This is a genomic window from Streptomyces sp. NPDC007088, assembly GCF_042869355.1.
Taxonomy (GTDB): domain Bacteria; phylum Actinomycetota; class Actinomycetes; order Streptomycetales; family Streptomycetaceae; genus Streptomyces.
In genome coordinates, this window is the sequence record NZ_JBIAFO010000027.1 from 1 (window position 1) to 24,779 (window position 24,779).

Genomic DNA, 24,779 nt, shown 5'->3' on the forward strand with positions numbered 1-24,779 from the left:
TCCTCGCCCGCCATCCCCTTGATGTCGCGCAGGACTTGGGCCACGTCGTCCGCGAAGTCGTGCAGTGAGGCCGCGAGCTTCTTCACTCGCTGCGGATCACCCGGTACCGGGTCCTTGTCCAGGTCCAGGACGTGCCAGTCCGTCGGACGGTACGCAGCCACCGCTCTCGTCTCCCCCGCGCGACGCCGTTCTGCGGTGGCCACATTGCCACGGACACCCGTTCACGAAGAAGGGCGTTGTGCGGCACTCTCGGGCTTCGCTTCCGGCCAGACGCCGTCGAGTTCGAACCACACCGTCTTGCCGATGCCGCACTCCCTGGGGTGGGCGTCCCAGCGGTCCGCGAGCGTCGCGACGATGCGCAGCCCGCGCCCGGTCTCGTCGTCCTCCGCCGGCTGCTCCTCCCTGGGGGCGGGCAGGCGTCCGTCCGCGTCCATGACCTCCACCCGCAAGGGTCCCCCCTTCCACAGCGCGCACCGCACCCACACCTCGCGGCCCGGTGAGACCCGGCCGTGCAGGACGGCGTTGGTGACCAGTTCGCTCAGCAGCAGTTCGGCCGTCCGCGTCACCTCCTCCGCGAGCTTCCAGCAGCGCGCCTGGTCACGGAAGAGTTCTCTGGCCCGCGCCGGGGTGCGGCGGGAGCGGCCGAGACGGAATTCGATGTCGCCCTTGGGGAGGGACGTTGAGTGATTCACAGCACACAGGCTGTTCCTTTCTGGTTACGTGCGGTAGAAGCGACCCGGGTGCGGCTGCGCGTTGTACCCCCGAGGTTTACGGAGAGAACCGTGAGCGAGGAGATGGCGGAACCGCCCATGGCGTGGCGGTACGCCGGCAGTCAGGTCAGGCTGTGGCGCGAGGAGGCCGGGCTGACCCGCGAACAGCTCGCCGCCGAGTGCAACTACGGCGTCGAGTACGTGAAGTCGATGGAGTACGGCCGCCGGAAGCCGACGAGGCGGTTGCTGGAGATCGCGGACGCGGTGTGCGGGGCCAAGGGGAAGCTTTTGGCCGCGACGGAGTACCTGAAGCCGGAGAAGTTTCCTTCGCGGGCCAGGGAGTTCATGGCAGCGGAGGCGGAAGCGCTGGCCATCGTGAACTACGAGGCTCTCCTGATTCCCGGCTTGCTCCAAGACGAGCCATACCTGCGTGCGCTCATGGTCGATACCTGCCCGCCCCTGGACGAGGAGGAGATCGAGACCCGGGTGCGGGCCCGCCTGGAACGGAAGGAGCGCATGCGTACACGCCGGACGGTCATGCACACTTTCGTGATTTACGAGGCGGCGCTAAGAAGTGCGGTCGGGGGGCCTGCCGTGATGCGTGCCCAGTTGAAGCACCTTCAGGAGCTCGCCTCCTTGTTCAACGTGAGGGTTCAGATCCTGCCGTTGAACGCTGCGAACGGACTGGCGCTGATGGGATCGTTGACCCTGCTCGACAACCCGGACCACTCCCGGTACGCCTACATCGAGGGGCACAAGACCGGCGCTCTCTACGCCGATGCGGGCAAGGTGAGTGAGCTGGTTCAGACGCATGGCATGATCCGGATGCACGCCCTCAGCATCGAGGAATCCGTGCAGTACATCGGAAAGGTGGCAAGCGAGCTATGAGCGATGAGCTGAGCTGGACCAAGTCCACTTACAGCGACAACGAGGGCGGCAACTGCGTGGAGATCGCCCCCCTCCCCCACACCGTCCACGTCCGCGACTCCAAGACCCCGGACACCCCGCATCTCCACCTCGCCCCCTCCGCCTGGGCCGAGTTCGTCCGCGCCACCGGGCACTGAACGGCGCGGAGGCCGCACCCCGGCGGGGTGCGGCCTCGCGATGAGTGTGCGCGTGCGGGTACGGGTCAGGCGGTCGCCGGAATCCCGTACGACTCGGCGATCAGCTCGTACGAGCGCTTGCGGATGTCGCCGCCGTGCGCGTTCGCCGTGATCATGAGTTCGTCGGCGCCGGTGCGCTTCTGGAGGTCGTTCAGGCCCTCGCGTACGGCGTCGGGGGTGCCGTGGACGATGTTGGAGAGCCAGCCGTTCACGAAGTCCTCCTCCATCGGGCCGAACTCGTACGCCTCGGCCTCCTCGGGGGTCGGGACCAGTCCGGGGCGGCCGGTGCGCAGGCGCAGCATGCTCAGCGCGCCCGTCATGACCTGGCGGCGGGCCTCCTTCTCGTCCTCCGTCGCGAGCGCGGCCACACCGATCAGGGCGTACGGCTCGGAGAGGACGGCCGAGGGGCGGAAGTTCTCCCGGTACAGGTCCAGCGCCGGGATCGTGTTCTGCGCCGAGAAGTGGTGCGCGAAGGCGAAGGGCAGGCCCAGCATCGCGGCGAGCTGCGCGCTGAAGCCGGAGGAGCCGAGCAGCCACAGCGGCGGGCGGTGCGGGGACTGCACGGCGCCGGCCGAGGTCGCCTGGACCGGGCCCGGCACCGCGTGGATGCGGCGGTAGGCGTGGCCGTCGGGGAAGTCGTCGTCCAGGAAGCGGGTCAGTTCGGCGAGCTGCTGCGGGAAGTCGTCGGCGCCCTCGTGCAGACGCTCCGTACGGCGCAGGGCGGCGGCCGTCGCGCCGTCGGTGCCGGGGGCGCGGCCCAGGCCCAGGTCGACGCGGCCGGGGGCCAGGGCCTCCAGCGTGCCGAACTGCTCGGCGATGACGAGCGGCGCGTGGTTGGGGAGCATGACGCCACCCGAACCGAGGCGGATACGGTCCGTGTGCGCGGCCATGTGCGCGAGGATCACCGCCGGGGAGGACGAGGCGATGCCCGGCATCGAGTGGTGCTCGGCGACCCAGTAGCGGTGATAGCCGTGCCGCTCCGCCGTCTTCGCGATCTCCACTCCGGTGGCGAGGGCCTCACCGGCGCTGTGCCCCGCACCGACCGTGACGAGGTCGAGTACGGAGAGGGGTACGGGGGCGGTGCCTTGGGCTTCGCCTCGGATCTCGTCCACCGGGTGGGCCTTCCTGCGTGCGGCTGGGTGTGCGGAAGGGTGTAACGGGAGGGCGGCTCCGGTTATTCCCGGCGACTGTTCCCTGCGCGCTGTCGCGCTGTCGCCGGCTTCCGCGCTCCGCGCGGTGTCCTCAATCGCCGGACGGGCTCAAAAGAAGAAGGAGGACCCGCGTTTCCCGGGTGGGGCGCCGTCGAGGGCGGGCACGAAGAAGAGGGAGTCCCCGTCTCGCTGCGGCGGCAACCGGGGACGGCCTAGAGAGAAGCAGTGCCCGTCTCGCGGCAGCGCAGACGGGAAGGGGCTCGAAAGAAGCAGCCTCCGCCTCCCGGCGGCGCCGGCCGACGGGAGACGGAGGTGCGTGTCACCGGCTGATGTCCGGGCGCCGGCCCGGCAGCTCGGTTACCGGGTTCCCGGTTACAGGATTTCGATGGCGTTGACCTTCGGGGGGCGGTTCGGGAAGGAGATCTCGTGCCAGCGATCGATCTTCACCGAGTCGCCGTTGGCGTCGGAGTAGATCAGGTCGTTGTTGCCCGTGGAGATCTTGTCGACCCACCAGCCGCCGAAGTTGGTCTTCCCGCGGTTGGCGTAGCAGTCGACGCTCGTGCGCCCGTTGAGGTGCGACCAGATCTTCAGGTAGTTCTCCCCTGCGCGGCACGGGATGTGGTCGATGGCGAAGGCGTCACCGGTCGGCACGGTCATGGTGAACGCGGCTGCCGCGGCGAAGGCCACGGCCCCGGACCGCATGGCCCTCTTCGTTGTCGAGATCACAGGCTCTCCTCAATGCGAGTGTCGAACCGGACAGCGGAGAAGTGGCCTCTTCTCGTCACCGTGAGTCGCCCCGCGGGTGAGGTGGCCGCTTCCGTGCCCTCGGGTTCCGCCGCCCCTCCGCGGGTAGCGCCGCAGAGCCCCAGGACACCGCCCGCCGAAGCGGGCGCCGGAAGTCCGCGGAGGACTTCATCCGGGGAACGAACCGGTAACCGCGCTGGTCACGTGGGCACACGCGCTCGGGGGGTAAGCCCGCAAGATCGAGAACGCCGACGGCCGAGGACGCCGGTTGACGCCCTCGGCCGTCGGCGAGGAAGAAGGAATGAGGGGCGGGGGGCCTGCCGCCCTCTCTCGGGGGCGGGGGGCCTGCCGCCCTCCCTCGGGCTCACGCGGGCCGGTCACCGCTCGTCACGGCGCCGTCCGTCACCTCGGCCCGCGTCCAGCGGCTCCGTCACCTCGGCCCGCGTCCAGCGGAGCCGTCAGGCCGTACGCCGCCCCGTCTCAGGGCGCCGTCACCACCGGCTTCTGCGTGAAGAGCGTGCCGAGGGAGGGTTCCCGCACCTTGCGGGACGTGAGGCGCAGGGCCTCCCACACCGTGACCTGATTCGCGGTGAGGACGGGCTTGCCGAGGGCCTCCTCCAGGTCGCGCAGGTACGCCGCCGTGTGCAGGGCCGTATCCGGCAGCAGGACCGCCTCGGCGTCCGGATGGTCGCCCTCGCGGGCCAGGCGCAGGACCTCCTCGCGGCCCCAGGTGCCGACCTCGGCCGCCGTGATGACGCCCGCGCCCTTCAACGACACCACCTCGATGCCGGCGGAGGCCAGGAAGGAGACGAAGTGGGCGGCCACGTCCTTTGGGTAGGTCGCGGCCACGGCGACCTTGCGGACGCCGATCTCGGCCGCCGCCCGCGCGAAGGCGAAACTCGTGCTGGAGGCGGGCAGGCCCGCGACGGCCGCGAGGTTGTCCACCTGTTCCTGCGCGCCCTCCCAGCCGAAGACGAAGCTGCCGCTCGTGCAGGCCCAGACGACGGCCTCGGCCCCCGCGAGCCGTAGTTCCTCGACCCCGCCCGCGAGCCGCTTGGCGGAGCCCATCTCCAGGAGGGCGTCGACCCGGTGCGCGTCCTCCCCGATATCGGTGTGGACCAGTGGCAGCCGGATGTCACTCGCGAGGATCTGCTCGATCCTCGGGTAGTCGTCCTCGGCGGAGTGGCCCGGATACAGGAATCCGAGTGAGGTCACTTCGTGCTCCCTTCCTCTGCGACGCGGTCGTCGGTGCGCTGCGTCCTGTGCGCCTACCCACTCAGAGTTCGGGCAGTGCGGGCGGACCCTCCGGCAGCGCGAGCGAGCCGCGCGCCGCCTCGCTCAGCAGAGCCTGGTACGGGCCCACGGCCCCGGCCCCGATCCGGCGCAGCGCGGCCCACATCGTCACCTGATTGGCGGACAGCACCGGTATCCGCAGTTCCGCCTCCAACTGGGGGATCACGTCGTAGGTGGGCAGATTCGTACAGCTGATGAACAGCGCCTCCGGCGGCCCCGCGTCCGCCGTTCCCCTCCCAGCATGACGCGCCATGTCGGCCACGTCGCGGTAGGGGACTTTCCAGATGTGCCGGGTCAGCCCCAGCCCCTCCCGGCCGGCCACGGTGACACCGGCCTCGGCGAGGTAGTCCTCCAGGGACTGCGTGACGGAACGGGTGTAAGGGGTGACGATCGCGACGCGCCGCACCCCCAGTTCCGTGAGCGCCTCCAGGAGGGCGCCCGAGGTGGTGAGCGCGGGCACCTCGCCGCCGCTCTCCATCGCCTGGCACATCGCGCGCTCCCCGGCGACGCCGCCGACGAAACTGCCCGAGGTGCACGCGTAGGCGAGGACCCGGGGTTCGGCGGCGCTCAGCGCGCGGGTCGCGTCGCGCAGCGTCTCGTGCTCGCTGACCAGCCGCGCGAGGTCGAGACTCACCTCGACGGGGACGAAGGGGGTACGGGTGAGGTGCAGCGACACCTCGTCGGGCACCCAGCGCCACAGTTCGCGGTCGAGGGCGAAGTCGAAGGGGGCGACGACACCCACACCGCGCTGCGGGTGGGGTCCACCGAGAAAGGAGACGTCCATAGCTGGCCCCATTGTTCGGTCGAACAGCTCGATCATGGCGGGAGGAGGCCGGCCGGCGGCCGGGAGGTGCGGCCGGGCCGGCACAGGTCGAGCCCGGTGGATACGGAGCCGATCGGGACACCGGCGAAGGCGGGGACGTCGGGACAGAACCTTGCGGAAACCGCTGGTGGCGGGGGGCTTCCGGCCGCGCGGGAGCAGCGCTCCACCGCGGTACGGGTACGCCGTCACCCGGTGGTACGAGTGGTTCTTCCGCCCCTGTGGGGGGCGTGTTGACGAAGGTAGGGCCGGCTGCGAGCGTGGTCAATCAGCGTCTTCCGGACGCTCCGCGCCCTCCTTCCGGGTGCGGTCACCCACTCAGGGAAGCGAACCCGGATTGCGAAACGGTTTCCCCGGTATGTCGGTCTCCGCCCACCGCGGCGCGAGCCGCCCGCGCCCGTCCCGGCCTCGGGTTCTCGTGCTCGACGGGCCGCCGGGAACGCCCCGCCCGCGCCTGGGCGCCCTCCTGGGCCGGGCCGAGGTCGCGTACACCGACGAGGCCGGACTGGCCGCCGAACTCCCGCGAGCGGACGTCCTGTTGGTCTGGGACTTCCTGTCGGACGCGGTACGGGACGCCTGGCCGGGCGGGGGGCGGCGGCCGCTGTGGACACATACGGCGAGCGCGGGCGTCGACCGGCTGCTGTGTCCTGAACTCGCCGCGAGCGACACCGTGGTGACCAACGCGCGGGGCGTCTTCGACCAGCCGATCGCCGAGTACGTCGCCGCCCTCGTCCTCGCCCTGGCCAAGGACCTGCCGGGCACGCTGGAGGCCCAGCGGCGGCGCGAGTGGAGGCACCGCGAGAGCCGTTCGGTGGCCGGGACGCGGGCCTGTGTCGTGGGCACCGGACCGATCGGACGGGCCGTCACCACGACCCTGGGGGCGCTCGGTGTCACGACGGCGCTCGTGGGGCGGCGGGCGCGCGCCGGGGTGCACGGTCCCGAGGACCTGGACCGGCTGCTGGCCCGCGCCGACTGGGTGGTGTGCGCGGCCCCGCTCACCGAGGAGACCCGGGGCATGTTCGGCGCGCGCCGCTTCGCCCTGCTCCAGCCCTCCGCGCACTTCCTCAACATCGGGCGTGGTCAACTCGTGGACGAGGAGGCATTGTTGACCGCGCTCACCAGTCGCTCGCTGGCCGGTGCCGCGCTCGACGTGTTCCAGCACGAGCCGCTGCCCGCCGACAGCCCGCTGTGGACGGCCCCCGGCCTGCTGGTCTCGCCGCACATGAGCGGGGACGTGGCGGGCTGGCGCGACCGGCTCGGTGCGCAGTTCGTGGATCTGTACGAGGCTTGGGCGGACGGAAAGCCGCTGTGGAACGTGGTCGACAAGGAACGTGGGTATGTCCCAGGCGCCTGAGACCACGTGCCGCGTCCGGCGGGGCGAGCCGGCGCGGTACTGCGCGCAGCACCCGGCAGAGGTACCCGACAGGGGAGGCCAGTTGACCGAGCGGACGGCTACAGGAGAGACGGGCGGGGCAGAGCCCGCGCGGCCCACGGAGTTCGCGGAGGCCGGTGGTGGTGCGGCGCTCGCGGGGCGTTCCGGGCTCTCGGCGCTCAGCGCCGTACAACTGCTGGAGGGCTACCGCTCCGGTTCCTTCGACCCGGTGGAGGCGACCCGGGCGGCGCTGGAGCGGATCGAGACGGCGGAGCCCACGCTCAACGCCTTCACCCGGGTCGACGCGTCGGGCGCGCTCGCGCGGGCCGAGGAGTCGGCGCGGCGCTGGCGGCGCGGGGAGCCGGCCGGTCTGCTCGACGGGGTGCCGGTCACCGTCAAGGACATCCTGGTGCAGCGCGGGACGGCGACCCGGCGCGGCTCGCGTACGGTCCCCGCCTCGGTCGGCGAGGAGGACGCGCCCTCGGTGGCGCGGCTGCGGGAGCAGGGCGCGGTGTTCCTCGGGAAGACGACGACGCCGGAGTTCGGCTGGAAGGGCGTGACGGACAGCCCGCTGACCGGCGTCACCCGCAATCCGTACGATTCGACGCGCACCTCGGGCGGCTCCTCCGGGGGCGCGGCGGCGGCCGTCGCGATCGGCGCGGGCCCGCTGGCGCTGGGCACGGACGGGGGCGGCTCGATCCGGATACCGGCCGCGTTCTGCGGGATCTTCGGGCTCAAACCGACGTACGGGCGGGTGCCGTTGTACCCGGCGAGCGCCTACGGGACGCTCTCGCACGTCGGGCCGATGACGCGGGACGCGGCCGACGCGGCGCTCATGCTGGACGTGATCGGGCGGCCCGACGCGCGGGACTGGTCGGCGCTGCCGCCCGCCCCGGGCAGTTTCCGCTCGGGGCTGCGCGAGGGGGTGCGGGGGCTGCGCGTCGCGTACTCGCCGCATCTGGGCGGGCAGGTCGCGGTGGACCCCGGGGTGTCCCGCGCCGTACGCGGGGCGGTGGAACTGCTCGCGGGGCTCGGCGCGTACGTGGAGGAGGCGGACCCCGACTTCACCGATCCCTCGCGGTCCTTCCACACCCTGTGGTTCGCGGGGGCGGCGCGCGTGGTCCAGCACTTGGGGCCCGAGCAGCGGGCGCTGCTCGATCCGGGGCTCGCGGAGGTGTGCGCGCGGGCGGAGCGGTACAGCGCGCTGGACTACCTCGCGGCGGTCGACGCACGGATGGACCTGGGGCGGCGCATGGGCCGTTTCCACGAGACGTACGACCTGCTGGTGACGCCGACGCTGCCGCTCACCGCCTTCGAGGCGGGCCGCGAGACGCCCGCCGGTTCGGGGCTGGCGCGGTGGACGGGCTGGACCCCGTTCACGTACCCGTTCAACCTGACGCAGCAGCCGGCGGCGACCGTGCCGTGCGGGGTGGACGCGCGGGGGCTGCCGGTCGGTGTGCAGCTCGTCGCGGCCCGGCACGCGGACGCGCTCGTGCTGCGCGCGGCGCACGCGCTGTACGAGGCGGGGGTCGCGGACTCCGTACCGGCGCCCGCGCTGTGAGCGGGGCGGGGCCGGGGATCGTTCTTCGCCCCCCGGCCCGGCCGCCCGCCGTCAGGCCCGGCGGAAGCTCAGCGACTCCCCGACCGCGCCCGAGCGCCACAGGTCCTGGCAGGCGTCCGCCATCGCGTCGAGCCCTTCGACGACCTGGCCCCACACGATGCCGGGAATCCAGCCGAGGTCGCCGTTGATCAGGAGGTTGTTGCGCTCGTAGAACAGCGCGAGGTCCACGAGGGTCGCCCCGGCCCGCACGCCCGCGCCGGTCGACCCGTAGCCGTACGCCTGGCTGCCGAGCTGGGTGCCGTTGAAGGAGAAGTAGCAGAGGTCGCCGGGGATGGGGGTGACGGTCGGGTTCTCCAGGGGCGGTTCCTCGGCCGCGAAGGGCGGGAAGAGGGCGTAGACCTCGTTTCGCGCGTACTTCGCGTGGTACACGTCGCCCGCGAGGGGCAGTGCGTCCCATACGGCGGCGCAGGTGATCGGGGCGCGGTCGTCGAGGAGCTTCGCCGTACAGCTCACCTGACGCTTGTCGAGGGAGATTTCCAGGAATCGCTCAGCCATGCCCAGGAGCCTCCCCCGTCACGGCAATCGCCATACCTCCCTATTTCTCCGTGATATGACAACGGGAAGGTCACCTTCCGGCCACCATCGGGTCACACCGGCAGGGGTTTCCGCATAGTTTCCCGCCCTCGGGAAGGCGGCCCCCTTGTATCCAACCGAGGTGCACGTCCCGGAGGTAGCACACCCATGGCCGAGTTCCCCCACCTGTCCAGGCGAGGTTTCCTCACCCGCACCGCGGCTGTCGGCGGCGCACTGTCCGTGTCCGGTTTCCTCGCCGCGTGCAGCAAGACCGACTCCGGTGGTTCCGGTGGCGGCCTCGACAAGCTGAAGAAGCAGGGGTACGTGAAGGTCGCGTACGCCAACGAGGCGCCGTACGGCTACAAGGACGGCGGCAAGCTCAGGGGCGAGGCGCCGACGCTGCACGCCCGGATATTCAAGGCGCTCGGTGTGGACGAACTGCGCCCGACCTTCTCGGAGTTCGACGGCCTGATCCCCGGACTCCAGGCCGGGAAGTACGACGTGATCAGCGCGGGGATGGCGATCACGCCCGAGCGCTGCGAGAACGCCCTGTTCTCGGAGCCCGAGTTCATCTCGCCGACCGCGATGCTGGTCAAGGCGGGCAATCCGAAGAAGATCACCGACCTGGCCTCCGCGAAGGCCACGGGCGCGACGCTCGCCGTCATGTCCGGTGCGGTGGAGAAGAGTTACGTCGAGGGCGCCGGGATCTCCGGCGGCAAGATCAAGACGATCCAGAAGCAGCAGGACGGGGCGGACGCCGTCAAGGGCGGCCGGGTCGACGCCTTCGTGCTCACCGGGATCTCGCTGCGCTGGCTCGCGAAGACCAACCCGGGCCTGGAGGTCACCGAGGCCTTCGTGCCCGAGCTGGACGGGAAGAAGCAGTACAGCCCCGGGGGCGCGGTGTTCCGCAAGGGCAGCGAGGAACTGCGCGACGCCTTCAACGAGCAGCTCAAGAAGATCACTTCGGACAAGGCGGAGTTCGCGCGACTGCTCAAGCCGTACGGCTTCTCGGAGACCGAGGCGCCCCCGGCGGACCTGAAGACCGCCGACCTGTGCAAGGGCTGATGAGCGTGCACCAGTCCCTGTCCCTCCCGCGCGCGGCCGGCGGCCCGCACGGGCCGGGGAGGATCACCCGGACGAGGCGGACGCGGGGGGCGCGGGCGCATGGGTGACTTCTTCTCGCTCTTCTTCGACCGGATCGGCGACGTCGGCTCGGGCCTGTGGGTCACCGTGGAGGCGACCCTGCTCGGCGGCCTCGCGGCCTTCGTCCTGTCCTTCGTCTTCGGCTTCATGGCGAACAGCCGCCCCATGCTGGTGCGCGGGGTGTCCCGGGTCCTCGTGGAGTTCTTCCGCGGCACCTCCCTGTACGTGCAGCTCTTCTGGCTGTACTACGCGCTGCCGATGCTCACCGGCTACGAACTGACGCCCCTGTTCTGCGGGGTGGTCGCCTTCGGCCTCAACTACGGGGCGTACGGCTCCGAGGTGGTGCGCGGCGCGCTCAACGCCGTGCCGAGGGCCCAGTACGAGGCGGCGATCGCCCTCAACATGACGCCCTTCCAGCGGATGCGCCGGGTGATCCTGCCCCAGGCGTGGGTGCAGATGATCCCGTCCTTCACCAATCTGCTGATCATGCTGCTGAAGGCGACCCCGCTGATGTGGCTGATCACGGCGGCCGACCTGACGGCCGTGGTCCAGGAGCTGCGCGACCGTACGGGCGCGACCGCCTGGGCCTATCTGACGCTGCTGGTCATCTACTTCCTGCTCGCCTACGCGCTGACGCTCGCGATGAACGCCCTGGAACGCGCCGCCAAGTCCCGGCTGGGACAGCGCGATCCGGGCGGGCTGCTGCGCAGCCGCAGCGCTGAACTGGCCTCCGCGCCCACCGGGGGTGTCAAGTGAACTACGAGTGGAAATGGGACGCGTTCGGCGATTCCTTCCCCCTCCTGCTCGACGGCTTCTGGACGACGCTGCTGGCCACCGCGCTCGGCACCCTCGTCGCCGCCGTCCTCGGCCTGTTCGTCGCGATGGCGGGCCGGGCCCCGACCCGCTGGGTGCGGCTGCCGGTCAAGGCGGTCATGGAGTTCATCCGCTCCACTCCGCTCCTGGTCCAGCTCGCCGGAACCTGGGCGGTCTTCAACACCGTCGAGCCCCTGGTCATCGGGATCGTCGTACTCGGTGTCCACTACGCCTCGTACATGGGCGAGGCGTACCGCGCCGGCATCGACGCGGTGCCGAAGGGGCAGTGGGAGGCGTGCCGCGCGCTGTCGATGTCGCCGCGCCGCACCTGGCAGGCCGTGATCCTGCCGCAGGCGGTGCGCAACGTCCTTCCCGCACTCGGCAACTACGCCATCGCCATGTTCAAGGAGACCCCGCTCCTGGCCGTCATCACGGTCGGCGAGATGGTCCTGCAGGCCCGCGAGTACGGCTCGGCGCACTTCGCGTACGCGGAGACCTTCACCCTCGCGGGACTGATCTTCCTGGTGGCGAGCTACCCGACCTCGCTGCTGATGAGAAAGCTGGAGAAGCGCCTTGGCCACTGAACCCGTGCAGCCGACCGACAAGCCGGTGCCGGCCCCCCGCGAGGAGACGCCCCTGAGCGGACGGGACGCCTCGGCCGGCCTCGTCCACTTCGAGCAGGTGGTGAAGCGGTACGGGGACCACGTCGTCCTCGACCACCTCGACTTCACCGTCCAGCGCGGACAGCACGTCACGCTCATCGGGCCCTCCGGCTCGGGCAAGACCACGATCCTGCGGCTGCTGATGACCCTGGAGAAGGTCAGCGACGGGGTGATCTGGGTCGACGGGGAACCGCTGAGCCACCTGCGCGCCCCCGACGGGAAGCTGAAGCCCGCGACCGAGAAGCACCAGCGGCAGGTCCGCAAGAAGATCGGCATGGTCTTCCAGCAGTTCAACCTGTTCCCCAACATGAGCGTGCTGCAGAACATCACCGAGGCCCCGGTCAACGTCCTGGGCGTCCCGCGCGCCGAGGCCGAGGAGCGCGCCCGCGAACTGCTCGACCTCGTCGGGCTGCGCGAGAAGGTCGACGCGCACCCCACACAGCTCTCCGGCGGCCAGCAGCAGCGCGTGGCCATCGCCCGCGCCCTCGCGATGCGGCCCGAGATCCTGCTGCTCGACGAGGTGACCTCGGCCCTCGACCCGGAGCTGGTCGCGGGGGTCCTGGACGTCCTGCGGGACATCGCCACGAGCACCGAGATCACGATGCTGTGCGTGACCCACGAGATGAACTTCGCGCGGGACATCTCGGACCGCGTCATGATGTTCGACTCGGGGCGCGTCATCGAGTCCGGCTCGCCCGAGCAGATCTTCACCGCGCCCGAGCACGACCGCACCCAGGAGTTTCTGCGCGCGGTGCTGTGACCGGCCCCCGCGAGCGACCGGCACCTACGCAAAGGGCGCACCGGGAATTCCCCGGTGCGCCCTTTGCGCTTGACGACGGCCCGCGGCCGGCTATTTCGTCGCCGAGATCTGCGTGATGCCGTTGATGTACTTACTGCCCTCGTAGATCGCCACCGTGTAAATCACCCTCTCCGTGGAGGTCTCGGGTATTTTCCCCGAGAAACTGGTGCACTTCTGCCACCCGGCCGCGGAACCGCCGTCCTCCCAACAGCGGAAGCCGACCTTCCCCTCCTGGCTGTTGGTCGTTCCCGACATCTCGACGTGGTGTCCGTCGGCCGCCCTGTCCTTGATCCAGAACACGTCCCCGTACTTCTCGAAACAGCCTTGCGCCCCCGTCTGGTGTTTCTCGTTCAGGACCGTGACACACGGCGCCTTCGACGTGCTGTCGGGCGGCCCGGCCGCCGCGCGCGCGTGCTCCTTGTACACCGTCAGCGCGGCGGCCGGGCCCACGGCCCACACCACGGCGGCGGAGGCCATCGCCCCGACCGCGATCCCCGTCCTGATCCTCCTGGAATTCAGCTTCACAGCGCACTCCCCCATCGTCGGCCGAACCACGCGCATTCCGCCCGCGGCACCGAAACTATCTCCCGGGTTCCCGGGCAACAACGCCTTGTCCAGATAATCGCCGCAAAAGGAATGCATAAATCCGCAGCAGGGGGAGGACGTGCCGTTGACACACGAGCCGCCGAAGCCGCACCGGTCGGTGCGGGACGCCCCGCGGGTCCTGGGGACGATCTCCCGGCACGGGACCGGGGCGGCGCCCGCCGACGTCGAGCGGGACACCGGTCTGCCCCCGGACCGCCTCGCCGCCCTGCTGGAGATGTTGCGCGCCGAGGGCTACGTCGAGCGCCTGAGCGACGGCGGGTACGTCACCGGCGAGACGCTGTCCCTGCTCGGCTCCTCCCTCAACAGCGAGTGCGAGCACGCGCACCGCCTCTACCGGGCGGCGGACACCCTGAACCGGGGCGCCACCCCGGTCCTGCTGTCCCTGGCGATACAGCGCCCGGTGGGGCCGTCGCCGGGGTGGTCCCGGGCACCCCGAAACCTTGGGTATGATTTCCACGTCAGCAAGCGCCGCTAGCTCAGTTGGTTAGAGCAGCTGACTCTTAATCAGCGGGTCCGGGGTTCGAGTCCCTGGCGGCGCACCGACACGAAGGCCCCTCGCTTTGGCGGGGGGCTTCTTCGTGTCCGCGCGACCGGATCAGGCGGCCGGCCGGCGGGCACCGGGCCGTGTACACCCTCGGGAACGGCCGCCGGTCCCCCGGATTCCCGCCGTCGGTCGTCACCGGGACGCCTACCCCACCCCCTGATCCCAGCGCTCCCCGCCCCGTCCCTCCCAGAACGCCACCGTGAGGTCCTTCACGAGGGTGCGGCGCCCGGCCTCGTCGATGGGGGCCAGTCCGCGCGCGGTGAGCTGGGCGAGGGTGTCCTCGACCGCGTCCAGGACGGTGGTGAGTGTGGCCTCGCGGTGGTCGGCGTCGAGCGCGGCGATCCGGGTGCGGTGCATGGCGGAGGCGAACTCGGGGGCGTAGACGAGGCGCAGCGGCCGTACCGCCTCGATGTCGAGGCCCACCGGTTCCGCGTCGGCGGCGACCTGCCGGGTGAGGGCCGCGCCGAGCGCCTCGGTGTCGCGCAGTGAGGGGCTGCCCGCCGGGGCGTCCATCGGGAGGCGGGCCAGGACGGCGCCGGCCGCCGACTCGACGGTGTCGCGCAGGTACGCGGCGTGGTCCTCGACGGCGAAGCCCGCGCGCGCGGTGTCCGCGACCCGCCACACCACGAGCAGGACGACGCGCAGCCCGACCCCGCGCGCGTCCACGGCCGGCATCGGCTCGCTGCGCCAGTGCCGCAGCCGTACGTCCACGGGGCGGCGGCGCGGCAGCGGGTCGGCCCACAGCAGGCCGGTGCGCCGGACGGTGCCCCGGTAGCGGCCCGCGAGCGTCAGTACCGTGGCCGTACCGACCCGGCCGCGTTCCAGTCCGGCGAAGGCGAACAGGGCCAGTACCCCGCACAGCAGCGCGGCCAGCACGGTCGCCGGGCCCGGCTCGGGACGCTCCCGCCACAGCAGGCCCACCGCGCCGACCGTGGCCAGCAGCCCCGCCGCGAGCACCGGCAGCCCCGGCAGCGACAGGGCGGGGCGCTCGTCGGGGCTCGGGACGGGCGCCACCCGGTCACCGCCACGCGGACGCCCCCACGGCGCCGTCTCCTTCTTCGGGCGCCCTGGGCGGCGGCCCGGCGCGGGGCCGGCGTCCGGGGCGTCTTCGGTGGCGCCCCGGCCCGCGCGGGCGCCCGGGGAGCGGCCGGGGGCCGCGGGGCGCCACCGGTCCCAGCGCGGCGCGCTTGACGGCCCGGCGGCGGGCGGGAGGAGGGAGAGCCCTCCCACGCCGTGCACGAGTCCGTCCCCCGGCCCGTCCGGCGGGCCCGCCTCCGCTCCGTCCGCCGCTCCGTCCGCCGGTGCGGCCGCGAGGCCGCCCCCGGGCCCGTCGCGGAGGTCGTCGCGGAGGCCGTGGCGCGGGTCGTCGCGGAACAGGAGGTGCACCGGGATCTCCATCGTGGACTCGTGACGGGGCGGCCCCGCCGCAGGGGCCTCCCCGGCGAGGCGGGCGCCCGTCGCCGCGCGCCGCCGGGCGCCCTCGCCGCGTGTTCCGTCCCCCTCCCTCGTCCCGTCCTCGTCGCGTGTCCCGTCCTGCGGTGTCGTCGTGCTCATCGTGTGTCTCCTCGGTTCGCGGACGGAGTTCCGTCTCCCGCCGGGTGTCAGGAGAAGAGGCGGCGCCAGGTCTCGGGGCCCGGGTGGCCGTCGGCCGACGCGCCGCGCCAGCCCTGGGCGCGCTGGAAGGCCCGGGTCGCCCGCCGGTCGGACTCTCCCCAGCGGGGGCCCGGTCCTACCGCGTAGAACCCGCCGAACCCCTTCTCCACGAGGCGGCGGCCGAGCCGGGTGACGGCGGGGTCCGGGCGGCCGGGGCGGAAAGCCTCCGCACCCGGGTACCGGGGCAGCGCGCGGGAGGACGCGGCGGCGGGGATGTCCTTGCCGCGCCCGGTGATCAGGTACTCCCAGGTGCGGGAGCCGGGCAGGCCGTCGGCCGGTTCGCCCCTCCAGCCCTGGGCGCGCTGGAAGGCCCGGGTCGCCCGCCGGTCGCTCTCGCTCCAGCGCGGCCCCGGGCCCACCGCGTAGAAGCGGCCGCCGCCGCGCCGCACCAGCATGTCGCCGAGCCGGGTCACCGCGTGCCCCCGCGCTCCGGGCCCGAGCGCGCCCGCCCCCGGGTACGCCCCGTGCTCCGCCCGGGAGCCGCCCGTACCGGAGGCGAGGTGGTCGGGACGGTAGGGGACGTACTGGGCGGAGTTGGTCCAGTAGGCGTACGGGGTGGACTGGCGCCGGGTGCCGGGCGGGGTCTGCTCGTACGCCGTGTACCGGGTGTGCGCGGAGTCCTCCCAGCCGCCGAAGACCGTGACGTGCGAGCCCTTCTCCGGGTCGGCCGGATTGTGGAAGAGCAGGATGTCGCCGGGCCGCAGGAGCGCCTTGGTGATGCGGGTGCCGAAGGAGGGGAGGCTGCCCGTCCACTGGTTGGAGCCCAGGCCCCAGGCCATCGAGACGAAGCCCGAGCAGTCCTGCCGGTACCCGTCCGAGTGGAAGGCGGTCAGGCTGTAGGGCACGCCCTGCGCGACCCACGACTTGGCCCGCGCGATGATCGCCGCCCTGGTGGTCCGCGCGACCGGCCCGCCCCGCTCCCCGGGGTCCGCGGGCGCGGCCCCGCCCTGGAGCGGTCCCGCCCCGCCCTGCCACGTGCCCGCGGCGTCCCCCGCGCCGGCGGCGGAACCGGCCGGGGCGGGCCGCGCCGCGGGCGCCGGGACGGCGGCCGGTGCGAGGCCGAGGACGGAGGAGGCGGCGAGGGCCGCCACGAGCGCGTGCCGGGCGGCCCGCGTCCCCGGGCGGCCGCGGGGCCGGGCCCGCGGCCGGGACGTGCCGCCGCGCTCCCGCGCGCAGCCTGGGCAGGGGCAGTCCGCCTCCGGGAGGAACTCCTCGAACGACGGACCGGTCATGAGATTCACGTCACACCTCAGGGGCAGAACATCGGGAATCTGTCGGAACGTCAGTTTTCCAACGCCTTGCCCGGACCGCATGTTGACGACCCGAATGCCACACCCGCCCCGCCGCCTCCCGGCCCCCGCCACCAGCGCCGGACCCCGGCCCGGCACACAGCACCCTCCGGCGTCCGGTAAAGTTCTCCAGGTCAGCAGGCGCCGCTAGCTCAGTTGGTTAGAGCAGCTGACTCTTAATCAGCGGGTCCGGGGTTCGAGTCCCTGGCGGCGCACCGACACGAAGGCCCCTCGCTTTGGCGGGGGGCCTTTTCGTACGTCCGTGAGGTCCCGGCGCCGGTGGGGGGGGCCGCGTGGGTCCGTTCCGTTCCGAACCGGGCGCGGCGGTGGTCAGCGGGGGGCGGCGCCCGTGAGGTACGCCGAGACGACGACGTTCGCGGTGTACGTACGGTGTGCGCGGTCGAAGTCGCCGCCGCACGTGATGATCCGCAGTTCGGAGTGGTTCGCGTCGCGCGGCCCGTACGCGCGGCGCGCGTCGAACCCGGCGCGGTCGAGGACCTGGACGTCGTCGACGGTGAACTCGGCGCGCGAGCCGTCCCTGCGGGTGACGCGGACGCGGTCGCCGGGCCGGAGCGTCGAGAGGTGGTAGAAGACGGCGGGCCGGGTGTCGGTGTCGACGTGCCCGACGAGCAGCGCCGCGCCGCGCGCCCCCGGGCGTACCCCGCCGCCGTACCAGCCGACGAGCCCGGGGTTGCCGTACGGCGGCGGGTCGATCGCCCCCGCCTTGTCGAGGCCGCGCGCGGCGACGGGGGCCCGGACGTGTATCGAGGGGATCTCGACGCGTACGGGTGTGACCGGGTCGAGGGGCTCGTGCGCGGGCGGCCCGGCGAAGCCGGGAGGGTGGCCGGTGGTGGCGCCCTGCGCGGAGGGGGTGGGCCCGCCGGTCAGCCCGGAGTGCCTGCCCCACAGCCACAGCCCGAGGAGCAGGAGGGCCCAGGTCAGCGCGGTGACCGCGCGGCCGCCGCCGGGGCGGCGCCCCGGACGGCCCTCGCCCCGGCCCACGTCGGCCCCGCCCACGTCAGCCCTGGGGGCGGCGCCTGCGGCGCACGACGCGGCCCGCGATGATCACTCCGGCGGCGCCCGCGAGGACCCCGCCGAACACGGTCTGCGAGGTGCTCGGGCCGGTGGGCGCGGCCTCCTTCGCGGCGATCCGGGCGGTGGCCCCGCCCCCGGCGTGGACCGGGGCGGTCGGCGTGGGCCGGGCACCGCCCAGGACCTGGAGCGCGCCCTTGGGGCCCCGGTAGCCGTCGCAGTCGACGTGCACGCGGTAGGTGCCGGGCCTCGCGTCGTGGTCGACGGTGGCCTCGCCGTACAGCGGGTTCTCGCGGCCGTCCTTGCCGTTGAGGGCGACCTCGGAGACGAAGGCGGCGGAACGCGCGGAGCCCGTCGTGCCGTCGCAGCCGTCGACGCGGATCTCGACGCTGCCTCCCGGGGCGATCGTGGACGGCGTGAGTGAGACCTCGCCCGGACGGCCCTTTCCCGGGTAGTGGTCCTCGCCCGCGTGGGCGGCGGTAGCGGGCGCCAGGGCAGCAGCCGCGACCACCGCACCGGCGCAGACGGTGATGAGCGGTGAACGCATGGTGAACCTCCTCCAGTACTCAGGAGGTTCCTCGGTCGGGAGGCCGTACGCATCCGCTGCGCGCGGGTATTGGGCCGATCGGGTGCGCCACGGCACCGGCCCGGGGCACACCGCCGGGGCGCGCGGACGGACACCAGCGCGCACCGGGTGGCGGACGCCGGACGGCCCCATGTCCGTACGTACCGGGTTCTGGGCGCGGAAGGCGTGGGCGGTTTCACGCCACCGCCGGCGCCGTCGCCTCGCCGGCTCCGGAACTCCGGGGCACGAGAGAACGTCCTGGGACACAAGAGGGGGACGCGGCCCCGGAAGTCCGGTCCGTCGCGGAGTGGGTCGCGGAGTGGGGGAATCCGGTCGCCGGGAGTCGGGGCCGGGCGGAGAAGAAGTACGGAGCGTTCCCGCCGGGCCGGGTCGTCGGCCGGGCGGGGCAAGGGGGAGTCATGTCCGGCCGCCGTGCCCGACCGATCACCGACGTCCGCTCGCGGGCCGCCCCGCCCCGCGAAGGGGGGAGTCCCGGGTCGCCCGGCCGGGTGATCGTGCCGCACACCCGCGCACCGCACGCCTCGGAACTCGGACCGGCGGCGGGCGCGGGGGCCCGGCCGCGCCGGGCGGCCGTCCGCGTCCGGCGCGTCGCCGCCGTGCTCGTCCCGGCCCTCGCCGCGCTCCTGCTCGGCCTGTACGGGCTGGACCGGGGCGGCAGCATGTGGCGCGACGAGTCGGTGACGTATCAGGTCGCGCACCGTTCCACGGGCCAGCTGTTGGACCTGCTGGGCCGGATCGACGCGGTGCACGGCCTGTACTACGTGCTGATGCACACGGTGTTCGCGCTGTGGGACGGCGGTCTGACGGCGCTGCGGCTGCCCTCGGTGCTGGCGACGGCGCTCGCGGCGGCGGGGGTGGCGGCGACGGCCCTGCGGTACGCCGGTCCGCGCACGGCGCTGCTGTCGGGCCTCGTCTACGCGCTCGTCCCGATCACGCAGCAGTACGCGCAGGAGGGCCGTTCGTACGCGCTCGTGTCGGCGGCGGTCGCGTGGTGCACGTACTTCTTCGCGAAGGCGCTGTCCGGCCGGGGCGGACGCGGGACCTGGGTGGCCTACGGGCTGCTGGGCCTGGTCGCCTGCTGGCTGCACGAGTTCGCGTTCCTCGCGCTGCTCGCGCACGGGGTGACGCTCGTGTGGGGCGGGGCGCCGTGGTCCGTACGGCGGAGGTGGGCGGCGGCCTCGGGGCTGGTGCTGCTCGGGGTGGCCCCGCTCGCCGTCGTGAGCCTCGGCCAGTCGGACGCGCAGCTCGGCTGGCTCGGGCGGCCGAGCCCCCTGGACTGGTTCCTCTTCCTCGGGGTGACCGCCCTCGGCGTGCTCGCGGCGCGCGTGGCCCTCGCGGCCTGGCCGGCGCGGTCGCGGGTGCGGCGGGACCGGGGACGGGACGCCGGGTCGCGGCTGGTCGCGCTCGGGCTGCCGCTGCTCGTCCTGCCCTCCGGGCTGCTCATCACCGCCTCGCTGCTGCACCCCTGGTACATCGACCGTTACTGCCTCTACACGTTCCAGGGCCTCGGGCTGGTCGCGGGGGCCGCCCTGAGCCGGGCGTACGCGGGGCTGCGGCGGACGGACCGGGCGCCGCGCGCGCTGTGCGTGACGGGCGCGGCGGCCGCCACCTGCGCGATGCTGCTGCCCTGGTACGCGGTGTCGCGCACCCCGGACAGCCGCAAGGACGACGTGATCGCCGTCGCGGGCGCCGTACGGGAGCTGTCCCGGCCGGGGGACGCCGTGCTGTTCATGCCGGGCAGGAGACGCGAGTGGAGCATGTCGGAGCGGGGCGCGTTCCTCGGCCTGCGGGATCTCGCGCTGAAGGACTCGCCCCTGGCCTCGCGCACCCTCCAGGGCACCGAACTGCCCGCGCGGGCCGTACGGGAGCGCCTCGCGCGCGCCTCCCGGGTCCTCGCGCTGCGCGACCCGCCGGACGAGCCGCTCGACACGGGGCCCGTCGAGCGCGCCAAACGCGAGGGGCTGCGGCACGGCTTCGTGGCCTGCCGGACCATCGAGGTGACGGGCGCCCGCGTCACCCTGTTCGCCCGGCCGGGGAGGTGCGGGTAGGGGCCCCGGCGTCCCCTGCCCCGCCCCCGTGGCGGGCTCAGCGTGCGAGCAGGTCCCGCAGGGCGCGCGCGATCTCCTCCGGGGCCTCCTCGGCCATGAAGTGGCCGCTGGTCACCGTGGAGTGTTCGAGGTCCTCGGCCCAGGCGCCCCACAAGGAGGCGGCCTCGTAGCCGAGGGCGGCACCCCAGTCCTGCTGGAGCACGGTCACGGGCATGGTGAGCCGGCGGCCCGCGGCGCGGTCGGCCGCGTCGTGCTCGACGTCGGTCCCGGCGGAGGCCCGGTAGTCGGCGACGATCGAGGGGACGGCCTCGCGGCAGGCGCGCAGATAGGCGGCGCGTACGTCGCCGGGGACCGCCCCGGGGTCCCGCGCCCACAGGTCGAGGAAGTGGCCGAAGAAGGCGTCGGGCGCGGCGGAGATCAGCGCCTCGGGCAGTCCGGGCGGCTGCGCCATCAGGTAGAGGTGGAAGCCGACGGCCGCCGAGGTGCCGCGCAGCGCCTCCCACATGTCGAGGGTGGGCAGCACGTCGAGGCAGGCGAGCCGGCTCACCGCGCCGGGGTGGTCGAGCCCGGCCCGGAAGGCGACGAGCGCGCCCCGGTCGTGCCCGGCGAGCGCGAACCGCTCGTGCCCCAGGGTCCGGGCGAGGGCGACGACGTCGGCGGCCATGGTGCGCTTGGAGTAGGTGTCGGGGCCGTCCTCGCGGGGTTTGTCGCTGTCCCCGTAGCCGCGCAGGTCGGGGCAGAGGACGGTGTGGCTCCCGGCCAGGTCGGCGGCGACGTGCCGCCACATGAGGTGGGTCTGCGGGAAGCCGTGCAGCAGCACGACGGGGGACCCGGCGCCGCCGACGGCGACGTTGAGCGACACCCCGTCGGCCACGGGTACCCGGTGGTACGCGAACCCGGGCAGGGCGGGGGCGGGGGGCGCGGCCGTCGCGTGCGTCGCCTTTATCGTGTCCGTCATCGGGGGGCCTCGTCTCTCTCAGGGGCGGGCTGACGCGGGCGGGACCCGCGTCGTGCCCGGTCACGCGCTTGCCCCTTCAGGGTCGGCGGGGTGGATGAGCAATGGATGAACGTGTCGCGGGCGGTGCGGCCGGGACGGGAAGGGCGGCCTGCGTGCGTGTCGACTTCGGGGTGCTCGGCCCGGTGGCGGCCTGGGACGAGCAGGGGCGGCCGGTCCCGCTCCGGGGCCCCAGGCACCGCGCCGTCCTCGCCCGGCTCGTCGTCGCGCGCCGCCGCGTCGTCCCGGTGGCCCGGCTGGTCGCCGACCTGTGGCAGGAGGAGCCCGAGGGCGACGCGGTGAGCGCCGTCCGCACGTTCGTCGCGGGGCTGCGGCGGGCGCTGGAACCGGAGCGGTTGCCGAGGGCCCCGGCCCGGCTGCTCGTCACGGAGGGCCCCGGCTACGCGCTGCGCGCCCCGCGCGGGTCGGTGGACGCGTGGCGGTTCGAGGAGGCCGTCGAGTCGGCGGCCCTCCTCCCGCCGGCCCGCGCCGTCCCGCTGCTCGCGCGGGCCCTGGAGAGCTGGCGGGGACCGGCGTACGCGGATTTCGCGGGCGAGCCGTGGACGGACGCGGAACGGGCGCGCCTGGCGGAGCTGCGGCTGCACGCCGTCGAGCGGCACGCGGCGGCCAGGATCGCGCGGGGCCGTCCCGCCGAGGCCGTGGCCGATCTGGACGCGCACGTCGCGCGGCACCCGTGGCGCGAGGAGGGCTGGCACCTGCTCGCCTCCGCCCTGTACGGCTCGGGCCGGCAGGCCGACGCCCTGTCGGTGCTGCGGCGGGCGCGCGGCATGCTGCGCGAGCGCCTGGGCGTGGACCCGGGCCCGCGGCTGCAGCGCCTGGAGGAGGACGTACTGCGGCAGGCGGAGCACCTGTCCGCCGGGGGCGAGGGCGGGTCCGCGCAGGTGTGGGCGCGGGCCGCGGCGGCCTGGCGGGGCGCGGCCCCGGCCGGGTCGCGCAGGCAACTGGAGACCAGCGCGGGCCTGTTGCGCGATCTGGCGGTGACCGGGGGCGGCGGCCTGGAGGCGGCGCGGCTGAACCGGGTGGCGGCGGTGGCGGCGGCCGAACAGCTCGGCGACCCGGAGCTGACCGCCCGCGTCATCGGCGTGTACGACGTGCCCGCGCTGTGGACCCGCTCGGACGATCCCGCGCAGGCCGCGTGGCTGACCGGGGCCGCGGAGCGCACGTTGCGGGCTTTGCCCGGGGAGGGCCACGAGGCGGCGCGCGCCCGGCTGCTCGCCACGGTCGCGATCGAGTCGCGCGGCACCTCGCACGGGCCGCCCCGGGCGGCGGTGCGGTCGCGCGGACCGCGCGCGGCCCGGGAGGCGGAGGAGATCGCGCGTCGGCGGCAGGACCGGGCGCTCCTGCTCTTCGCGCTGAACGGCGTGTTCCTCCAGACCTTCCACCGCTCCGGTCTGGCCGCGCGACGCGACGCGATCGGCGCGGAGATCCTCGCGGTGTCCGCGCGGGCCGGCCTGGAGACGTACGAGGTGCTGGGCCGCCTGGTCCGGCTGCAAGCGAGGTGCGCGCTGGGCGACTTCGAGGCGGCCGACACGCACGCGCGGGCCGCCGACGAGCTGGCGGCCCGCCACGAACTGCCGCTCGTGACCCCGTTCACCGCCTGGTACGGGGCCTTGCGCACGGCGTGGAGCGAGGCCCCGGCGCCGGTCGCCCTCGCGGCCTACGAGGAGGCCGCCGGCCTGCTGGAGGGCGCGGGGATGCCGGGCCTGGAGCGGGGGTTGCTGCCGCTGGCGCTGCTGAGCGTACGGCTGCGTCACCAACTGCCCCTGCGGCCACTGGAGGACGCGGACTGGGGCCCGTACGAGCCGTGGGCACGGCCGCTCCTGCTGCTCGCGGGAGACCGTCCGGGGCGGGCCCGCGAGGCGCTGCGCACCGCTCCGGACCCGCCCCGCGACCACCTCCAGGAGGCCATGTGGTGCCTGACGGGACGGGCGGCGAGGGCGCTGGGCGAGGAGGGCCTCGTGGAGCGCGCCCGCGCCGAACTGGCCCCCGCGGCGGGGGAACTCGCGGGTGCGGGCAGCGGGTTGCTGAGCCTCGGGCCGGTCGCGCGGTGGCTGGAGGAGCTGGACGGGCGCGGGGAAGGGCCGGTGGCCGGGGCGGACTCGTGAGAGGTCCGTCCCGGCCACCGGCCAAAGGGGGGGTGCCTGAGCCCCCCTGCCCGCGAACCGCTGTGCGGGGTGCGGGGGTTCCCCGGGACTCAGGCGGTCTGTGGGGCCGCCTCAGTACGCGGAGTGGACGAGGTCGATCGTGCCGTAGCGGTGCGCGGCGTAGTTGGCGGAGGCGACGATGTTGGCGACCGGGTCGTACTGGTCGTTCTTGGTGCCGGCGACGTGGAAGCGCTCGAAGGTGGGCTTGATGATCTGCAGCAGGCCCTTGGAGGGGACGCCGGCGCGGGCGTTGACGTCCCAGTTGTTGATGGCGCGGGGGTTGCCGGAGGACTCGCGCAGGATGTTGGAGTGCAGGCCCTTGTAGGTGCCGGGGATGCCCTTGGCGTGCATGATGTCCAGCGAGGTGCGGATCCAGCCGTCGAGGTGGTTGCCGTACTTCTTGAGGCCCTTGGTCTGCAGGGTGGTGACCGAGGTGGTGGCGGTGGCGGGCTGGGCGTCGCCGGCGCTCTTGGCGGTGGCGGCCAGGTGCTCGGCCTGGGTGGTGAGCGCGGCCGCGGTGGTGGTGGTGGTGGGGCGGGCGGTGTCGGCGGCGTGGGCCTGCTGGGGGGCCAGGGTCAGGGCGATGGCGGCGGCGCCGGTGGTGGCGATCGCGGCGGTGGTGGCGGTGCGGGGGCTGAGGGCGCGGCGGATGGCAGTCATGGGGTACCTCTCCAAGGGGGACGGCAAGGGGAGGCCGACTACAGACGAGGTGTGTGTCGGCGACACGGGGAGCGAGGTGGTTTGTCCGCCCCGTGGGGGGGTGGTGCTCCGTGGCGGACTTCCGTGTCCGCCGCGTGTCTTGGGGCCGGTGTCTGGAGGCGGGCCCGGCGTCCTGGTGTGACGCCCGTGGGCCCGGGTCCGGCGCTCGGCTCCCCGGTACGTCACCCACCATGGGCAACGGCTGTCCGCCCTGGCAACCATGTGACCTGCGAAGACACTTCGTAGACGGGACCCGCGCCGGCGGCCGGCCCCCACACCACAGCGCCCGTACGCGAACGGCCACTACTAACCGGCCCGGTCTATGACCCACGTCCTGTGCCCCACCCCACAGGATGGCGGCGCTTTTCCCCTTCCGGACCCACCGGGCCGCTACGCCGGGCGGTCGCTCCCTCACTCCG

24 protein-coding genes and 2 tRNA genes are annotated in these 24,779 nt (G+C 73.7%); 13 read left to right on the forward strand and 13 right to left on the reverse strand.

Annotation, left to right across the window (positions count from 1 at the left end; genetic code table 11):
• Positions 1-221: 221 nt before the first annotated feature.
• Complete coding sequence (locus ACFYMP_RS28965; RefSeq protein ID WP_388863100.1) at positions 222-692, reverse strand: ATP-binding protein; 471 nt, start codon at positions 690-692, stop codon at positions 222-224.
• A gap of 90 nt (positions 693-782) precedes the next feature.
• On the opposite strand from ACFYMP_RS28965, the gene ACFYMP_RS28970 reads away from it, so the two are divergent.
• The gene (locus ACFYMP_RS28970) at positions 783-1,598 is read left to right on the forward strand and encodes a helix-turn-helix domain-containing protein (RefSeq protein ID WP_388863101.1); all 816 of its coding nucleotides are present in this window, start codon (positions 783-785) and stop codon (positions 1,596-1,598) included.
• Positions 1,595-1,774: a DUF397 domain-containing protein gene (locus tag ACFYMP_RS28975; RefSeq protein ID WP_388863102.1), complete on the forward strand. Its 180-nt coding sequence runs from the start codon at positions 1,595-1,597 to the stop codon at positions 1,772-1,774. Before ACFYMP_RS28970 ends, ACFYMP_RS28975 begins: the two co-directional genes overlap by 4 nt.
• Positions 1,775-1,839: 65 nt before the next feature.
• Here the strand turns inward: ACFYMP_RS28975 and ACFYMP_RS28980 are convergent, their stop codons facing one another.
• From ACFYMP_RS28980 to ACFYMP_RS28995, 4 genes are all read right to left on the reverse strand, one after another.
• On the reverse strand, positions 1,840-2,925 hold the full coding sequence (locus ACFYMP_RS28980) for an LLM class flavin-dependent oxidoreductase (RefSeq protein WP_388863103.1): 1,086 nt from the start codon (positions 2,923-2,925) through the stop codon (positions 1,840-1,842).
• 411 nt (positions 2,926-3,336) lie between these two features.
• Entirely contained in the window at positions 3,337-3,690 is a 354-nt protein-coding gene (locus ACFYMP_RS28985; RefSeq protein WP_388863104.1) for a beta/gamma crystallin domain-containing protein, read from the reverse strand.
• Positions 3,691-4,188: 498 nt separating this feature from the next.
• Positions 4,189-4,923, reverse strand: a complete 735-nt coding sequence (locus ACFYMP_RS28990; protein WP_388863105.1) for a decarboxylase — start codon at positions 4,921-4,923, stop codon at positions 4,189-4,191.
• 61 nt (positions 4,924-4,984) lie between these two features.
• Positions 4,985-5,785, reverse strand: coding sequence for an aspartate/glutamate racemase family protein (locus tag ACFYMP_RS28995; protein WP_388863106.1), 801 nt, complete (start codon positions 5,783-5,785; stop codon positions 4,985-4,987).
• A gap of 394 nt (positions 5,786-6,179) precedes the next feature.
• Here ACFYMP_RS28995 and ACFYMP_RS29000 point away from each other — a divergent pair, with 394 nt between their 5' ends.
• Both ACFYMP_RS29000 and ACFYMP_RS29005 read left to right on the forward strand, forming a co-directional pair.
• On the forward strand, positions 6,180-7,175 hold the full coding sequence (locus ACFYMP_RS29000) for a D-2-hydroxyacid dehydrogenase (protein WP_388863107.1): 996 nt from the start codon (positions 6,180-6,182) through the stop codon (positions 7,173-7,175).
• Between the two features lie 82 nt (positions 7,176-7,257).
• Positions 7,258-8,754, forward strand: coding sequence for an amidase (locus ACFYMP_RS29005; protein WP_388863108.1), 1,497 nt, complete (start codon positions 7,258-7,260; stop codon positions 8,752-8,754).
• A gap of 51 nt (positions 8,755-8,805) precedes the next feature.
• Here ACFYMP_RS29005 and ACFYMP_RS29010 read toward each other — a convergent pair whose 3' ends face one another.
• Entirely contained in the window at positions 8,806-9,309 is a 504-nt protein-coding gene (locus ACFYMP_RS29010) for a DUF3830 family protein (protein ID WP_388863109.1), read from the reverse strand.
• A 186-nt stretch (positions 9,310-9,495) separates the two neighbouring features.
• Between ACFYMP_RS29010 and ehuB the strand changes: the two genes are divergently transcribed.
• The 4 genes from ehuB to ehuA all read left to right on the forward strand — a co-directional run bounded on the left by ehuB (position 9,496) and on the right by ehuA (position 12,705).
• The gene (ehuB, locus tag ACFYMP_RS29015; RefSeq protein WP_388863110.1) at positions 9,496-10,392 is read left to right on the forward strand and encodes an ectoine/hydroxyectoine ABC transporter substrate-binding protein EhuB; all 897 of its coding nucleotides are present in this window, start codon (positions 9,496-9,498) and stop codon (positions 10,390-10,392) included.
• A 99-nt stretch (positions 10,393-10,491) separates the two neighbouring features.
• A complete protein-coding gene (ehuC, locus tag ACFYMP_RS29020; protein ID WP_388863111.1) occupies positions 10,492-11,226 on the forward strand; it encodes an ectoine/hydroxyectoine ABC transporter permease subunit EhuC in 735 nt (244 codons plus the stop codon).
• Positions 11,223-11,867, forward strand: coding sequence for an ectoine/hydroxyectoine ABC transporter permease subunit EhuD (ehuD, locus tag ACFYMP_RS29025; RefSeq protein WP_388863112.1), 645 nt, complete (start codon positions 11,223-11,225; stop codon positions 11,865-11,867). The genes ehuC and ehuD overlap by 4 nt, the downstream gene beginning before the upstream one ends.
• A complete protein-coding gene (gene ehuA / locus ACFYMP_RS29030) occupies positions 11,857-12,705 on the forward strand; it encodes an ectoine/hydroxyectoine ABC transporter ATP-binding protein EhuA (protein ID WP_388863113.1) in 849 nt (282 codons plus the stop codon). Before ehuD ends, ehuA begins: the two co-directional genes overlap by 11 nt.
• A 90-nt stretch (positions 12,706-12,795) precedes the next feature.
• On the opposite strand, the gene ACFYMP_RS29035 is transcribed toward ehuA, so the two are convergent.
• Positions 12,796-13,269, reverse strand: coding sequence for a hypothetical protein (locus ACFYMP_RS29035; RefSeq protein WP_388863114.1), 474 nt, complete (start codon positions 13,267-13,269; stop codon positions 12,796-12,798).
• A gap of 139 nt (positions 13,270-13,408) precedes the next feature.
• Between ACFYMP_RS29035 and ACFYMP_RS29040 the strand changes: the two genes are divergently transcribed.
• Both ACFYMP_RS29040 and ACFYMP_RS29045 read left to right on the forward strand, forming a co-directional pair.
• A complete protein-coding gene (locus ACFYMP_RS29040) occupies positions 13,409-13,825 on the forward strand; it encodes a hypothetical protein (protein ID WP_388863115.1) in 417 nt (138 codons plus the stop codon).
• Positions 13,816-13,889: transfer RNA gene (locus ACFYMP_RS29045), tRNA-Lys, on the forward strand. Before ACFYMP_RS29040 ends, ACFYMP_RS29045 begins: the two co-directional genes overlap by 10 nt.
• 149 nt (positions 13,890-14,038) lie before the next feature.
• Here ACFYMP_RS29045 and ACFYMP_RS29050 read toward each other — a convergent pair.
• Both ACFYMP_RS29050 and ACFYMP_RS29055 read right to left on the reverse strand, forming a co-directional pair.
• Positions 14,039-15,448, reverse strand: a complete 1,410-nt coding sequence (locus tag ACFYMP_RS29050; protein ID WP_388863116.1) for an SPFH domain-containing protein — start codon at positions 15,446-15,448, stop codon at positions 14,039-14,041.
• 47 nt (positions 15,449-15,495) lie between these two features.
• Positions 15,496-16,779, reverse strand: coding sequence for a peptidoglycan-binding protein (locus tag ACFYMP_RS29055; protein ID WP_388863117.1), 1,284 nt, complete (start codon positions 16,777-16,779; stop codon positions 15,496-15,498).
• Positions 16,780-16,977: 198 nt separating this feature from the next.
• On the opposite strand from ACFYMP_RS29055, the gene ACFYMP_RS29060 reads away from it, so the two are divergent.
• Positions 16,978-17,051 (forward strand) — tRNA-Lys (locus ACFYMP_RS29060).
• A gap of 115 nt (positions 17,052-17,166) precedes the next feature.
• Here the strand turns inward: ACFYMP_RS29060 and ACFYMP_RS29065 are convergent.
• Together ACFYMP_RS29065 and ACFYMP_RS29070 are read right to left on the reverse strand one after the other, a co-directional pair.
• Positions 17,167-17,853, reverse strand: coding sequence for a class F sortase (locus ACFYMP_RS29065; protein WP_388863118.1), 687 nt, complete (start codon positions 17,851-17,853; stop codon positions 17,167-17,169).
• A 1-nt stretch (position 17,854) separates the two neighbouring features.
• Complete coding sequence (locus ACFYMP_RS29070; protein ID WP_388863119.1) at positions 17,855-18,415, reverse strand: hypothetical protein; 561 nt, start codon at positions 18,413-18,415, stop codon at positions 17,855-17,857.
• 437 nt (positions 18,416-18,852) lie between these two features.
• On the opposite strand from ACFYMP_RS29070, the gene ACFYMP_RS29075 reads away from it, so the two are divergent.
• A complete protein-coding gene (locus ACFYMP_RS29075) occupies positions 18,853-20,502 on the forward strand; it encodes a glycosyltransferase family 39 protein (protein ID WP_388863120.1) in 1,650 nt (549 codons plus the stop codon).
• Between the two features lie 37 nt (positions 20,503-20,539).
• Here ACFYMP_RS29075 and ACFYMP_RS29080 read toward each other — a convergent pair whose 3' ends face one another.
• Complete coding sequence (locus tag ACFYMP_RS29080) at positions 20,540-21,460, reverse strand: alpha/beta fold hydrolase (RefSeq protein ID WP_388863121.1); 921 nt, start codon at positions 21,458-21,460, stop codon at positions 20,540-20,542.
• A 101-nt stretch (positions 21,461-21,561) separates the two neighbouring features.
• On the opposite strand from ACFYMP_RS29080, the gene ACFYMP_RS29085 reads away from it, so the two are divergent.
• Positions 21,562-23,622, forward strand: coding sequence for a BTAD domain-containing putative transcriptional regulator (locus ACFYMP_RS29085; protein ID WP_388863122.1), 2,061 nt, complete (start codon positions 21,562-21,564; stop codon positions 23,620-23,622).
• Between the two features lie 111 nt (positions 23,623-23,733).
• On the opposite strand, the gene ACFYMP_RS29090 is transcribed toward ACFYMP_RS29085, so the two are convergent.
• Positions 23,734-24,387, reverse strand: coding sequence for a transglycosylase SLT domain-containing protein (locus ACFYMP_RS29090; RefSeq protein WP_388863123.1), 654 nt, complete (start codon positions 24,385-24,387; stop codon positions 23,734-23,736).
• Positions 24,388-24,779 lie beyond the last annotated feature (392 nt).

What these genes read in the sequence shown, in the direction of transcription:
- ACFYMP_RS28975 (WP_388863102.1), top strand. Translation starts at nt 1,595, where the DNA reads ATGAGCGATGAGCTGAGCTGGACCAAGTCCACTTACAGCGACAACGAG.
- ACFYMP_RS28995 (WP_388863106.1), bottom strand. Translation starts at nt 5,785, where the DNA reads ATGGACGTCTCCTTTCTCGGTGGACCCCACCCGCAGCGCGGTGTGGGT.
- ACFYMP_RS29000 (WP_388863107.1), top strand. Translation starts at nt 6,180, where the DNA reads ATGTCGGTCTCCGCCCACCGCGGCGCGAGCCGCCCGCGCCCGTCCCGG.
- ACFYMP_RS29010 (WP_388863109.1), bottom strand. Translation starts at nt 9,309, where the DNA reads ATGGCTGAGCGATTCCTGGAAATCTCCCTCGACAAGCGTCAGGTGAGC.
- ehuB (WP_388863110.1), top strand. Translation starts at nt 9,496, where the DNA reads ATGGCCGAGTTCCCCCACCTGTCCAGGCGAGGTTTCCTCACCCGCACC.
- ehuC (WP_388863111.1), top strand. Translation starts at nt 10,492, where the DNA reads ATGGGTGACTTCTTCTCGCTCTTCTTCGACCGGATCGGCGACGTCGGC.
- ACFYMP_RS29050 (WP_388863116.1), bottom strand. Translation starts at nt 15,448, where the DNA reads ATGAGCACGACGACACCGCAGGACGGGACACGCGACGAGGACGGGACG.
- ACFYMP_RS29055 (WP_388863117.1), bottom strand. Translation starts at nt 16,779, where the DNA reads ATGACCGGTCCGTCGTTCGAGGAGTTCCTCCCGGAGGCGGACTGCCCC.
- ACFYMP_RS29070 (WP_388863119.1), bottom strand. Translation starts at nt 18,415, where the DNA reads ATGCGTTCACCGCTCATCACCGTCTGCGCCGGTGCGGTGGTCGCGGCT.
- ACFYMP_RS29075 (WP_388863120.1), top strand. Translation starts at nt 18,853, where the DNA reads ATGTCCGGCCGCCGTGCCCGACCGATCACCGACGTCCGCTCGCGGGCC.
- ACFYMP_RS29080 (WP_388863121.1), bottom strand. Translation starts at nt 21,460, where the DNA reads ATGACGGACACGATAAAGGCGACGCACGCGACGGCCGCGCCCCCCGCC.
- ACFYMP_RS29085 (WP_388863122.1), top strand. Translation starts at nt 21,562, where the DNA reads ATGGATGAACGTGTCGCGGGCGGTGCGGCCGGGACGGGAAGGGCGGCC.